This is a genomic window from Pectobacterium odoriferum (genome assembly GCF_009931295.1).
Classification (GTDB): Bacteria; Pseudomonadota; Gammaproteobacteria; order Enterobacterales; family Enterobacteriaceae; genus Pectobacterium; species Pectobacterium odoriferum.
This window is the reverse complement of sequence record NZ_CP034938.1, coordinates 1,458,938-1,471,433: the sequence shown is the minus strand read 5'-3', so window position 1 is coordinate 1,471,433 and position 12,496 is coordinate 1,458,938. Positions and strand designations below refer to the sequence as shown.

At 51.2% G+C, this 12,496-nt stretch carries 13 protein-coding genes; 9 read left to right on the top strand and 4 right to left on the bottom strand.

Annotation, left to right across the window (positions count from 1 at the left end):
* Positions 1-8: 8 nt before the first annotated feature.
* Positions 9-887 carry a 4-hydroxy-tetrahydrodipicolinate synthase gene (gene dapA, locus EO763_RS06455; RefSeq protein ID WP_161528442.1) on the bottom strand — a complete coding sequence of 293 codons (879 nt, stop codon included), beginning with the start codon at positions 885-887 and terminating at the stop codon, positions 9-11.
* Positions 888-1,328: 441 nt separating this feature from the next.
* Here dapA and EO763_RS06450 point away from each other — a divergent pair, with 441 nt between their 5' ends.
* The 6 genes from EO763_RS06450 to arsC all read left to right on the top strand — a co-directional run bounded on the left by EO763_RS06450 (position 1,329) and on the right by arsC (position 6,357).
* Positions 1,329-1,880 carry a glycine cleavage system transcriptional repressor gene (locus EO763_RS06450; RefSeq protein WP_010286503.1) on the top strand — a complete coding sequence of 184 codons (552 nt, stop codon included), beginning with the start codon at positions 1,329-1,331 and terminating at the stop codon, positions 1,878-1,880.
* A 53-nt stretch (positions 1,881-1,933) separates the two neighbouring features.
* Positions 1,934-2,401, top strand: a complete 468-nt coding sequence (gene bcp, locus EO763_RS06445; protein ID WP_039356343.1) for a thioredoxin-dependent thiol peroxidase — start codon at positions 1,934-1,936, stop codon at positions 2,399-2,401.
* 192 nt (positions 2,402-2,593) lie between these two features.
* Positions 2,594-3,691: an AAA family ATPase gene (locus EO763_RS06440; protein WP_425281363.1), complete on the top strand. Its 1,098-nt coding sequence runs from the start codon at positions 2,594-2,596 to the stop codon at positions 3,689-3,691.
* Positions 3,692-3,693: 2 nt separating this feature from the next.
* Complete coding sequence (locus EO763_RS06435) at positions 3,694-4,356, top strand: DUF4276 family protein (protein WP_161530353.1); 663 nt, start codon at positions 3,694-3,696, stop codon at positions 4,354-4,356.
* Positions 4,357-4,507: 151 nt separating this feature from the next.
* Complete coding sequence (bepA, locus tag EO763_RS06430; protein WP_161528440.1) at positions 4,508-5,971, top strand: beta-barrel assembly-enhancing protease; 1,464 nt, start codon at positions 4,508-4,510, stop codon at positions 5,969-5,971.
* Positions 5,972-5,985: 14 nt separating this feature from the next.
* Entirely contained in the window at positions 5,986-6,357 is a 372-nt protein-coding gene (arsC, locus tag EO763_RS06425) for an arsenate reductase (glutaredoxin) (protein WP_208851989.1), read from the top strand.
* Positions 6,358-6,439: 82 nt separating this feature from the next.
* Here the strand turns inward: arsC and hda are convergent, their stop codons facing one another.
* The 3 genes from hda to upp all read right to left on the bottom strand — a co-directional run bounded on the left by hda (position 6,440) and on the right by upp (position 9,366).
* A complete protein-coding gene (gene hda / locus EO763_RS06420; protein ID WP_005976214.1) occupies positions 6,440-7,147 on the bottom strand; it encodes a DnaA inactivator Hda in 708 nt (235 codons plus the stop codon).
* A 98-nt stretch (positions 7,148-7,245) separates the two neighbouring features.
* Positions 7,246-8,535: a uracil permease gene (uraA, locus tag EO763_RS06415; protein WP_161528439.1), complete on the bottom strand. Its 1,290-nt coding sequence runs from the start codon at positions 8,533-8,535 to the stop codon at positions 7,246-7,248.
* A 204-nt stretch (positions 8,536-8,739) separates the two neighbouring features.
* Positions 8,740-9,366, bottom strand: coding sequence for a uracil phosphoribosyltransferase (gene upp, locus EO763_RS06410; protein WP_010307474.1), 627 nt, complete (start codon positions 9,364-9,366; stop codon positions 8,740-8,742).
* 320 nt (positions 9,367-9,686) lie between these two features.
* Between upp and purM the strand changes: the two genes are divergently transcribed.
* From purM to speG, 3 genes are all read left to right on the top strand, one after another.
* Positions 9,687-10,724, top strand: coding sequence for a phosphoribosylformylglycinamidine cyclo-ligase (gene purM / locus EO763_RS06405; RefSeq protein ID WP_161528438.1), 1,038 nt, complete (start codon positions 9,687-9,689; stop codon positions 10,722-10,724).
* Positions 10,724-11,362, top strand: a complete 639-nt coding sequence (purN, locus tag EO763_RS06400; RefSeq protein ID WP_040031266.1) for a phosphoribosylglycinamide formyltransferase — start codon at positions 10,724-10,726, stop codon at positions 11,360-11,362. The genes purM and purN overlap by 1 nt, the downstream gene beginning before the upstream one ends.
* A gap of 187 nt (positions 11,363-11,549) precedes the next feature.
* Positions 11,550-12,125 carry a spermidine N1-acetyltransferase gene (gene speG, locus EO763_RS06395; RefSeq protein WP_161528437.1) on the top strand — a complete coding sequence of 192 codons (576 nt, stop codon included), beginning with the start codon at positions 11,550-11,552 and terminating at the stop codon, positions 12,123-12,125.
* Positions 12,126-12,496 lie beyond the last annotated feature (371 nt).

Here is a 12,496-nt window from a genome sequence, read left to right as displayed (position 1 = left end):
CCTAACGATTACAGCAAACCCGCTTGCTTAAGTGCTTGCCCCATCACCGTGCGGCCGGAATCGGTCAGCGGTGTCATCGGCAGGCGCAGCGTATCGGTCGCCATGAGTCCCAATTCCTTACAGGCCCACTTCACCGGAATAGGATTGGGTTCAACAAATAATTTCTGATGCAGTGGCATCAGGCGCTGATTTAAACGGCGCGCTTCGACAAAATTGCCCTGCGCCGCCAGCTTGCAAAGTTCCGCCATTTCGCGTGCAGCAATGTTCGCCGTTACGGAAATCACACCGTTACCGCCGAGTTGCATAAAGTCCAGACCGCTAGCGTCATCGCCGCTCAGCAAAATGAAGTCTTCACTAACCAGCTCTTGGATCTGGCTTACCCGACTTAAGTTCCCCGTCGCTTCTTTAATTGCGACAATATTTTTCACTTCGGACAAACGGGCAACAGTTTCCGGCAGCATGTCACAGCCGGTGCGGGAAGGTACGTTATACAGGATTTGCGGCAGATCAGTATGCTCGGCAATCGCTTTGAAGTGCTGGTACAGGCCTTCCTGCGTCGGTTTATTGTAGTACGGCGTGACCGTCAGGCAGCCAACAACGCCTGTGCCATGAAAGCGTTTGGTCAGTGAAACGCCTTCAGCGGTAGCATTCGCACCGGTTCCAGCGATGATAGGAATACGTCCGTCGCTCAATTCCAGCGTCAGCAGCACGACATCGCCATGCTCGTCGTGGCTCAGCGTGGCGGATTCCCCCGTCGTGCCGACAGAGACAATCGCCGATGTACCGCTAGCGACATGATAATCAATCAGTTTTTTCAAGCTCGCCCGATCGACGGCGCCTTTGGCGTCCATCGGCGTAACTAGCGCAACAATACTTCCCGTAAACATTGGCCATCCCCTCCACAAACAAGTGCTTCATGGTACTTTTGACTTCTATGCAAAAGCAAGCGGACAAGGGCGTTGTAGGTGCCTGACGCAGGTTTTTTTATGACGCAGTAAACGAAATTAAAAATGCTTCTGACGTTTTGGGGAAATAGGCTGGCAAGGATAGCTAAAATTGCTCCCGTTTTTTATGGCGGACTACCCCTGCCCGCCGCCCTTCGGGCCGCCGCAAGCGGCGTTAAAAATTGCTCCAGGTTTTTTACGGCGGGCTATCCCTGCCCACCGCCCTTCGGGCCGCCGCAAGCGGCGTTAAAAATTGCTCCGGGTTTTTTACGGCGGGCTATCCCTGCCCACCGCCCTTCGGGCCGCCGCAAGCGGCGTTAAAAATTGCTCCGGGCAATTTTTTATGTTTACCATGTATTAATGGGAAAAAAGACAGGAAGCATGATGTTGCCAAGCTCACAAGAACACTATCTGGTTATTACCGCGCTGGGAGTTGATCGTCCCGGTATTGTCAATGCGATTACCCGCCACGTCAGTAGCTGTGGCTGTAACATCGAAGATAGCCGTCTTGCTATGCTGGGCAAAGAGTTCACTTTCATTATGCTGCTGTCCGGCAGTTGGAACGCGATAACGCTGATTGAATCGACCCTGCCGCTGAAAGGCGCAGAGATGGATTTGCTGATCGTGATGAAACGAACGGAGTCACAGGCCAGCCAGCCAACGCCCTCAACCGTCTGGGTGAAAGTTGACGTTGCCGACTCCCCTCACATCATTGAACGTTTTACCGATTTGTTCGATTCTCACCAGTTAAACATTGCTGAGCTGGTTTCAAAAACCCAGCCCGCCGAGGGTGACAAGCCGCCGCAGCTGTATATTCAGATTGCCGCACATAGCTCTGCCACGCTTGATAGCTCAATTATTGAGCCAGCCTTTCATCAGCTATGTACAGAATTGCACGCACAAGGCAGTATTAGCGTCGTTAACTATGCCCAATAGTATAAATTATGGGTATATCCACAGCATGAAGAGAAACAAGACGGAGAGTCGTGATGAACACACTGAAAGCCGGTGATATTGCACCGAAATTTAGCTTGCCCGACCAAGATGGCGAACAAGTAAATTTAACCGACTTCCAGGGACAGAAAGTGTTGGTGTATTTCTACCCTAAAGCGATGACGCCAGGATGCACCGTTCAGGCCTGCGGCCTGCGCGATAATATGGACGATTTGAAAAAACATGGCGTTGAAGTTCTCGGTATTAGCACGGACAAATCAGAAAAACTGTCCCGCTTTGTCGAGAAAGAAGTCTTAAATTTCACGCTGCTTTCTGATGAGGATCATCAGGTTTCAGAAGGATTTGGCGTTTGGGGAGAAAAAACCTTCATGGGGAAAACCTATGACGGTATTCATCGCATCAGCTTCCTGATCGATGAAAACGGCAAGGTGGAGAAGGTGTTTGACGACTTCAAAACCAGCAACCACCACGACATCGTTCTCGATTATCTGAAAAGCGCCTGATTCACCGCTTTCAGATTTTCCACCGGCACCGTCATACGTGCCGGTTTTTCCCTGTTATTCTCCCTCTTCATCACGTTTTTCCATTTGGTCGTTTTCATTCCACCCTCATCTCTGCAATTTTGCTCACCGTAAGCCATATTATTGATGCACAATAGCCATGCTCATATCGCTAAGAGGTGAACCGCGCAGATGATAAAAAAAGCAGCTCGCAATACACAAATCAGCCGTATTGTGATTCAAGGATATAAATCTATTGCCGCCTGTGATGTGGAAATGCGCACGTTGAACATTCTGATCGGGGCTAATGGTGCCGGAAAGTCCAACTTCATGGGATTTTTTCGTCTGGTAACGAACCTACTCGCTGAACGCTTACAACTTTTTGTTGGCAAAAGTGGTGGGCCTGATGCGCTACTTCACTTTGGGCGTAAAAATAGCCCTTATTTGGAAGGAAATGTCTTCTTTACAGACACAAACTACCATTTCTCTTTGGTGCCGACGAACGATAACCGGATGATGTTTCAATCTGAAGATATATTCCAACAACATGGGCCCGTGATGACCAGTGGTCATTTTGAATCACAGCATAAGACATACCGTTCTTACAATGGCTCAAACAAACTTGATGATATACTTCCTCTGTTAGAAACAGTGGAGGTTTATCATTTAAATGACACGAGTGAAAGCGCCAGGATTAAACAAATCCACCGTATTAACGATAATGACTATTTGCGGGAAGACGGTGCAAATTTGGCCGCGTTTCTATTCCGGCTACAAAAAAATCATATCGCGCACTATCAACGTATCGTTAAAACGATCCAGATGGTTGCCCCTTTTTTTGGTGATTTTTATCTCCGGGCAACGCCAGATAATCCCGATAGTATTCAGCTCGAATGGGTTGAAAAAGCTCAGGATATCCCGTTTAAAGCCCATGAACTTTCTGATGGCACATTACGTTTCATTCTATTGGCGACCGTGTTGCTCCAGCCTGAGAGTTATATGCCCAGCACCATCATTATTGATGAACCAGAATTAGGTCTACACCCCTATGCCATCAGCGTACTTGCAGCCCTTATCCGAAGTGCCAGTGAACAGCGCCAGCTTATTGTTTCAACACAATCTGTAGAATTAGTGAATGAATTTGAGGCCAAAGATCTGATTGTCGTCGATAAACATCTTGGTGCATCCACGTTTAAACGTTTAGATCAGGACACACTGCAAGACTGGCTGGAAGATTACAGTCTGGGAGAACTGTGGAAGAAAAACATACTTGGCGGGAGGCCACAACGATAATCATGACGAGGATTAATGTTTTTGTTGAAGGACAAACGGAAGAAACATTTGTTCGCGATACGTTGGCCCCTTATTTTGTGCGGCAAGGTATTTACCTTAATGCGATTCTGGCACAAACCAGCCGGGGACATAAAGGTGGAATTGTCAGCTATGGAAAAGTGAAACATCAAATTACCAAACTTTGTCAGCAAGATAAGAAAGCCTGGGTGACAACATTAATTGATTATTATGGTTTACCAACTGACTTCCCTTTGCTTGCACAGGGAAAATCAACTAATGGCGATATTTACTCATGGATTTCGAATTTAGAAAACGCCTTTCATGATGATGTCGCTCAACCTAATTTTATCGCCAATTTTTTATTGCATGAATTTGAAGCGTTGCTGTTTTGCGAACCAGAAAAATTCGCAGACTGGCTTGAGGACAAAAGACGGGTGACAGAACTTAATAATGTTAAACTCGCTTTTGATTCTCCTGAATGCATTAACAATAGTCCACAAACGGCTCCGTCAAAACGTATTCTTGCAGCAATACCGGAATATCAAAAGACGCTACATGGGCCACTGATTGCTGCTGATATCGGGTTGGATACGATTCGTCGGCAATGTCCTCACTTTGAAGGCTGGCTACAGCGTCTGGAAGCATTGAAACCGCTTCAGTCCTGATGAATTTATCTCTGTAAGATGAAATTTCTTCCATGCTGATTTCCACCTTCACCACGTTTTTCCCGCTCGGGCATTTCTTTGTCTGCCATCGCTGGCTAAGATAGTCAGCAGAATGCTTTCACGTTAGCTGTTGATAAGGTTATCTTCCGTTATGTCTATTCGGTTAAGAAAAACGGTCATGTCTGTCCTGTTTGGGACATTACTGGCTGGCAACCTGCTTCCTGCTCAGGCCGACACGCAGGATCGGCTGCCGGATATCGGCACCACCGCAGGCGGTACGCTCAGTATCAATCAGGAGCTGGCGATGGGCGATTTTTACGTCCGCCAGTTGCGGGCCGGTGCGCCACTTATCAACGATCCGCTGCTGTCCAATTACATTAACCAGCTCGGCAACAGATTGGTCAAACAGGCCGATTCGGTGCGTACGCCGTTCCATTTTTACCTGATCCGCAATGACGACATCAATGCCTTCGCCTTCTTCGGCGGCAACGTGGTGCTGCATTCCGCGCTTTTCCGCTATGCCGATAGCGAAAGCGAGCTGGCCTCGGTGCTAGCGCATGAAATCTCTCACGTTACCCAGCGCCATCTGGCGCGCAGCATGGAATCACAGCAGCGTAGCGCCCCGCTTACCTGGGTCGGCGCGCTCGGTTCTATTCTGCTGGCGATGGCCAACCCACAGTTGGGGATGGCGGCGCTCAGCGGTACGCTGGCGGGCGCGCAGCAGGGCATGATTACGTTCACGCAGTCAAATGAACAGGAAGCAGATCGCATCGGCATTCAGGTATTGCAGCGCGCGGGCTTTGATCCACAGGCCATGCCGAATTTCCTACAGAAGCTGGCCGATCAATCACGCTATGCGTCCAGACCGCCGGAAATGTTGCTGACTCACCCCTTGCCGGAAAGCCGCCTGTCCGATGCACGTAACCGCGCTAACCAGATGCGTTCAACGCCAGTACAGTCCTCTCAGGATTTCCTGTTCGCCAAAATACGCACCTTTGGTATGTATGGCTCACCGGAGCGTCCGCTGAGCAACGATCTGCTGGAGCAATGGGAAAAAGGCAACGTGCGGGAGCAGCTAGCTGCGAAGTATGGCCGCGCGATACAGCTTTATCAGGCAAAGAAGTACGATGAAGCACGTAATGTGCTGCAACCGCTGCTAAGCAGCGCGCCTGAAAATCCGTGGTTTCTGGATATGATGACCGACATCGATTTGGGACAAAACCGCGCGACGCAGGCTATCGCCCGCTTACAAAACGTGCCCGGAATGCAGGCGAACCCGGTACTTCAGCTTAATCTGGCGAATGCTTATGTGGAAGGGAAACAACCTGCTGCTGCCAGCAAAATACTGTATCGCTACACCTACGCACACCCTGACGATTCGAACGGCTGGGATCTGCTGGCACAAGCCGCTGCTGCACAAGGACAGCGGGCAGAAGAACTGGCCGCACGAGCGGAGAGTCTGGCACTCAGCGGCCAGCTCGATCAATCTATTCGGTTACTGAGCAACGCAAGTTCACTGGTCAAATTGGGGAGTCTGGAACAGGCGCGTTACGATGCCCGTATCGACCAGCTCCGCCAGTTGCAGCAGCGCTTCCGCCAGTACCAAAAATCCTGATCAGGAGCATGACGATGACACAGTATCCAATCAAAACATCCGTGACGATTTACCACAACCCGCGCTGCTCCAAGAGCCGTGAAACGCTGGCGCTGTTACAAGAACACAATATTACGCCTGACGTCGTGCTCTATCTCGACACGCCGCCCGATGCAGCGACACTGTCTCAGTTGGTCAAGCAGTTGGGCTTTACTAGCGCACGCGAATTGATGAGAACCAAAGAAGAGATTTATCAGCAGTTGGGGCTGTCCGACGCCGCACTAACGGAAGCGCAGCTGATTCAGGCGATGATCGATAACCCCAAGCTCATCGAGCGCCCCGTCGTCGTGGCGCAAGGTCAGGCTCGAATCGGCCGTCCGCCAGAGCAGGTGCTGGAAATACTGTAGTTGTAAACGATAACTGTAAACGATAACTGTAAACAATAACCGGAAGCGATCCTCAACGACGATCGTTAATAACGATCGTCAATTACAGTCCGAGGATCTCTTTCACAAAAGGAATAGTCAGCTTGCGCTGGGCGGTGATGGAAGCGTGGTCAAGCTGATCGAGCGTCATAAATAACGTACGCATTTCCCGATCCAGGCGCTTAAGCAGAAAACGACTGACGTCTTCCGGCAATTCAAACCCGCGCAGCCTGGCACGCAGCTGTAGCGCTTCCCCTTTTTCGTCATCCGACAGCGGTTGCAGCTTGTAGATTTGTCCCCAATCGAGACGAGAAGCCAGATCGGGCAGGCGTAAATTCAGCTGACGCGGCGGACGATCGCCGGTAATCAACAACCGGGCGCGCCCTGTTTCCTGAATGCGGTTATACAGATTAAACACCGCCATTTCCCACTCTTCATCGCCCGCGATAGATTCGATGTTATCGATACACACCAGCGCCAGTTGCTCCATCCCTTCCAGCACATCCGGTACAAAGTAGGCACGTTTATCCAGCGGCACATAGCCCACCGCACGTTCCTGACGCGACAGTTCGGCGCAGGCAGCATGCAGCAGATGGCTGCGCCCGCCCCCTTCGCGTGACCAGAAATAGATATAGCTACCATGCTCCTGATACAAAGCATTATTGACGGCGGCAAGAAGAGACGCGTTTTCACCCGGATAGAAACTGGCAAATGTTTCGTCATCGGGTAAGTAGAGTGGCAATGAAAGCTGTGCCGGCGTGTTCAGAATCACCTCAAGCAAAACGTGCAGGAAACGGATCGAGTTTATCACAGAAACCGGCCCCTGTTGAGGACGCGATATGCACGGCCTCAACAGGGGGAATGATGCGGCTATGAACGGGCGTCGTTCTCTTCCGGCGCATCGAGGATCTCTTCCTCTTTGCGGAACAGGCTGATGACCTTAAACAACAGACTCATGCCGATACCGACAACTGTCGCCAGCGCCATGCCTTTCAGTTCGGTCGAACCCAGATGCACTTTCGCGCCACTGACGCCGATGATCAGAATCACGGAAGTCAGGATCAGGTTTTGTGCTTTGTTGTAATCCACTTTGGATTCAATCAGCACGCGAATACCGGATGCACCAATTACGCCGTACAGCAGCAGCGACACGCCGCCCATAACCGGAACCGGTACAGCCTGAATCGCCGCCGCCAGTTTGCCCACACAGGAGAGCAGGATCGCGAGGATCGCCGCACCGCCGATCACCCAGGTGCTGTACACTTTGGTAATGGCCAGCACGCCGATATTTTCGCCGTAGGTCGTGTTCGGCGTAGAGCCGAAGAAGCCAGACAGCACGGTAGAAATCCCGTTGGCGAACATAGAGCGATGCAGACCCGGCTCACGTATAAGGTCTTTCTTCACGATATTCGCCGTTACCACCAGATGGCCGACGTGTTCCGCAATCACCACCAGCGCCGCAGGCAGAATCGCCAGAATGGCAAACCACTCAAAGCGTGGCGTATAGAATGTTGGCATCGCGAACCAGTGCGCTTCACGAATCGGGGTCAAATCGACCACACCCAGCGCGAACGACAGCGCATAGCCAGCGAGTACCCCGATCAGAATCGGGATAATCGCCAGAAAGCCGCGAAACAGCACCGAACCCAGAATGGTGATCGCCAGCGTCGCCAGTGAAATCGTCACCGCGGTGGAATCGACAGACGTGCCATCGGCAGGCAGCAACCCGGCCATTCCTGCCGCAACACCCGCCAGTTCAAGGCCGATAACGGCGACAATCGCCCCCATCGCCGCAGGCGGGAACAGCACATTCAGCCAGCCGGTGCCCGCTTTCTTAACAATCAGCGCCACCAGACAGAACAACACGCCGCACATAATGAAACCACCCAGCGCAACTTCATATCCCAGCGGCAACAGCAGTAAAACTGGGGAAATAAACGCGAAGCTCGATCCTAAATACGCCGGGATTTTGCCCTTACATATGAATAAATAAAGCAGCGTACCCACACCGTTGAATAACAGTACAGTGGCTGGATTGATCTTGAACAGAATGGGTACCAGAACGGTAGCGCCAAACATCGCGAACAGATGCTGGAAACTCAACGGGATGGTTTGTAACAAGGGTGGTCGTTCACTTACCCCGATGGCGCGACGAGTCATCTTCAATATCCTCTGTAGTGTTGCTATTTATGTGTCTTCTTATGGCAGCCAGACTTATCCCGCCCCACAGCGGTGATGAAGCAAGAAAAGGTTGACTGCTGATGTAATAAAGCACCGCATGTGACGAAACACAGGCTCTGGCGCACCATAGGAAATACTTAGGTTTACGCCAAAAAAAAGCCGACTATCAAGTCGGCTTACCTGTTATTTGGTACCAAATATTTTATCGCCCGCATCACCAAGGCCCGGCATGATGTAACCCTGCTCGTTGAGGCCTTTATCGATGGATGCCGTGTAAAGCTCGACATCTGGGTGGGCTTTTTCCAGTGCGGCAATCCCTTCTGGCGCCGCGACCAACACCAGCACCTTAATGCTGTGACAACCCGCTTTTTTCAGCAGATCGATCGTCGCGATCATTGAACCACCGGTTGCCAGCATGGGGTCAACCACCAGCGCCATGCGCTCCTCAATATTGGAAACCAGCTTCTGGAAATAAGGAACAGGCTCCAGCGTCTCTTCATCACGGTAGATGCCGACAACGCTGATACGCGCGCTAGGCACATTTTCCAGCACGCCGTCCATCATCCCCAACCCTGCACGCAGAATCGGTACGACGGTAATTTTCTTGCCTTTGATCTGATCGACTTCAACCGGACCGCACCAGCCATCAATGGTGACTTTTTCGGTTGCCAGGTCAGCCGTCGCTTCGTAAGTCAGCAAACTTCCCACTTCGGAAGCCAGCTCACGAAAACGCTTGGTGCTAATATCGTTCTCACGCATCAAACCCAGCTTGTGTTTGACGAGTGGGTGTTTCACCTCGACGATCTTCATCATTATCTCCCCATCGGCTAGTGGACGGACAAAAACGCCAAGCGCGTTTTAAACACCGCCTGCGGCGGGCACGAGAGCCCGTCGTAAAAAAATCGCGGGATTATACCGCCTTTTTTACTTAGCGCCATATGATTAAGCCTGATCCAGATCAACCGAGGAGAGAAATTGTTGCCATTGACGAAAAATAGCCAGCCGATGACTCATCACTCGCAAACGATTGCCTACACTGTTAGAATTAGCGCGCATTATTTTTACCACAGTATGTTTTCTAAATACCGTGTTTTCTGAATACGACCCGTAACCTTCGTGGGGACTCAGCAGTGACCGACAAAACCTCTCTCAGCTATAAAGACGCAGGCGTGGATATCGATGCGGGTAATGCATTGGTAGACCGTATCAAAGGTGTAGTGAAACAGACCCGTCGCCCGGAAGTTATGGGTGGATTGGGTGGTTTCGGTGCCTTGTGCGCCTTACCGCAAAAATACCGCGAACCGATTCTGGTTTCCGGCACTGACGGAGTCGGCACCAAACTGCGCTTGGCGATGGACCTGAAACGCCACGATACTATTGGTATCGATCTGGTTGCGATGTGCGTGAACGATCTGGTTGTTCAGGGCGCTGAGCCGCTGTTCTTCCTCGACTACTACGCCACGGGCAAGCTGGATGTCGACACCGCTGCCAGCGTCATTACTGGTATCGCGGAAGGCTGTAAGCAATCAGGCTGTGCGCTGGTCGGTGGCGAAACCGCCGAAATGCCGGGTATGTATCACGGCGAAGACTACGACGTTGCTGGCTTCTGCGTCGGTGTGGTAGAAAAATCAGAAATCATTGACGGAAGCAAAGTTCAGCACGGCGATGTTCTGGTTGCCCTCGCTTCTAGCGGCCCGCACTCAAACGGCTATTCGCTGGTGCGCAAAGTGCTTGAAGTCAGTAAGACCGATCCAGAGCAGTTCGAGCTGGAAGGCAAATCGCTGGCCGATCACCTGCTGGCCCCGACCAAAATCTACGTGAAGTCCATACTTTCCCTGATTGAAAAAGTCGATGTCCACGCAATTTCTCACCTGACCGGCGGCGGCTTCTGGGAAAATATCCCACGCGTGCTGCCAGAAGGTATGCAGGCGACGATCGACGAATCCAGCTGGCAATGGCCTGCTGTTTTCAACTGGCTGCAACAGGCTGGTAATGTCAGCCGCCACGAAATGTATCGTACTTTCAACTGCGGTGTTGGTATGATCATCGCACTGCCAGCCGAACAGGCAGACGAGGCCGTTGCATTACTCAACAGCAGCGGCGAAAACGCATGGAAAATCGGCGTCATTACTCAAACCGATGCCGGAGACGCAGTGGTTATTAACTGATGAAAAACATCGTTGTGCTGATTTCAGGTCATGGAAGCAACTTACAGGCGTTAATTGACGCCTGTAAGAACGGACGCCTTAAAGGAAAGATCGTCGCCGTATTCAGTAATAATGCGGAGGCTTACGGGCTAGAACGCGCACAGAATGCGAATATTCCTACGTGCGTCCTGAACCCTGAAGACTTTGCCGACCGTGCTGCATTTGATGCCGCACTAGCAAACGAAATTGAGCAATATGAACCCGCGCTGGTGATCTTAGCAGGCTACATGCGGATTCTTAGCCCAGAATTTGTTGCCCAGTTTGCCGGCAAAATGCTGAACATTCATCCGTCTCTGCTGCCCAAATATCCCGGCCTGCATACACACCGCAAGGCGCTGGAAAATGGCGATAGGGAACATGGGACGTCCGTTCATTTCGTCACCGATGAATTAGACGGCGGCCCACTGATTCTGCAAGCGAAGGTGCCTGTATTTAGTGACGACACGGAAGAAAGCCTGAGCGAGCGCGTGAAGACGCACGAGCACACGATTTATCCGATGGTCATCAACTGGTTCCTGAACGGCAGACTGGTGATGCGTGATAATGAAGCCTGGCTGGACAGCGTTCGCATTCCGCCACAGGGCTATGCTGCCGAGTAGTTCTGTCACTGTTTCTAATATACTTTAGCCCTGTGTCTCACCGATGCGGGGCATTTCTTGCGATGTTTCATTCCACATTGAGAGTTCAGCGCCAACCTCCCCACAGCTATACTCACGCTGGCATATCCATGCCAGCGTGACGCCGGCAATGCCGTTTCACATTTATCTAATCAATTAAGGATTCACTATGTCCGGTACGAGCAATTCTGTTCGGCTACGACCGCTGGAGCGAGACGATCTTACTTTTGTTCATCAGTTGGATAACAATGCCAGCGTGATGCGTTATTGGTTTGAAGAGCCTTACGAGGCCTTTGTCGAACTCAGCGATCTGTACGACAAGCATATTCATGACCAAAGCGAGCGGCGCTTCATTATTGAACATGAGCAAACCAAAGTAGGTCTGGTTGAACTGGTGGAAATTAACCATATCCACCGTCGCGCGGAATTTCAGATCATTATCGATCCCGCCTATCAAGGCAAAGGCTACGCCAGTGCGGCGGCCAAGCTGGCAATGGATTACGGCTTTTCGGTATTGAACCTCTACAAGCTTTATTTGATTGTGGATAAGGAAAATAAGAAAGCGATCCATATCTACAGCAAGCTGGGGTTTGAGACAGAAGGCGAGCTGATCCATGAGTTTTTCATCAACGGTGAATACCGCAACACGATCCGCATGTGCATTTTCCAACATCAATATATGGCGAAGCACAAAACCGTGACGGGCACCGGCGGCGAAGCACCAGGAAGTTCTCTCAGCCAATAAGGTAAAAAGGCCAGCGTTGCTGACCTTAGAATATTGACTTCCCCTTTCGCACAGTCTCTGTGGCTCGTGTTATGTAGGTTCAGAGACGGTTTCGTGCGCCATAATACTGTCATTTCATTCTACCTCGTAGCACGCGCCCGACGCAGGGCGCTCAGTCGCCGCCGCCCTGCGAACCCTGGCTTCCGGCTAAATTATGTCGCTACGCGGTGCCATCGGTGTTCATGACCGCTGATCGAGCCGCCAGTGACGCGTTCCCTACGCGGCACTGGCTTTCGCGACGTCCTGTCGCTCACTCGGCATTCATGCCCACCGCTGCATAATTTTTTACGCCGGATGATGCTAAAAACCATCGTGTCATAGCGTTTCTGTAT

Excerpts from the sequence above, each read along its gene's own strand:
- dapA (WP_161528442.1), bottom strand. The coding sequence starts at position 887 with ATGTTTACGGGAAGTATTGTTGCGCTAGTTACGCCGATGGACGCCAAA.
- upp (WP_010307474.1), bottom strand. The coding sequence starts at position 9,366 with ATGAAGATCGTCGAGGTGAAACACCCACTCGTCAAACACAAGCTGGGT.
- bcp (WP_039356343.1), top strand. The coding sequence starts at position 1,934 with ATGAACACACTGAAAGCCGGTGATATTGCACCGAAATTTAGCTTGCCC.
- arsC (WP_208851989.1), top strand. The coding sequence starts at position 5,986 with ATGACACAGTATCCAATCAAAACATCCGTGACGATTTACCACAACCCG.
- bepA (WP_161528440.1), top strand. The coding sequence starts at position 4,508 with ATGTCTATTCGGTTAAGAAAAACGGTCATGTCTGTCCTGTTTGGGACA.
- EO763_RS06450 (WP_010286503.1), top strand. The coding sequence starts at position 1,329 with ATGTTGCCAAGCTCACAAGAACACTATCTGGTTATTACCGCGCTGGGA.
- purN (WP_040031266.1), top strand. The coding sequence starts at position 10,724 with ATGAAAAACATCGTTGTGCTGATTTCAGGTCATGGAAGCAACTTACAG.
- EO763_RS06435 (WP_161530353.1), top strand. The coding sequence starts at position 3,694 with ATGACGAGGATTAATGTTTTTGTTGAAGGACAAACGGAAGAAACATTT.
- uraA (WP_161528439.1), bottom strand. The coding sequence starts at position 8,535 with ATGACTCGTCGCGCCATCGGGGTAAGTGAACGACCACCCTTGTTACAA.
- speG (WP_161528437.1), top strand. The coding sequence starts at position 11,550 with ATGTCCGGTACGAGCAATTCTGTTCGGCTACGACCGCTGGAGCGAGAC.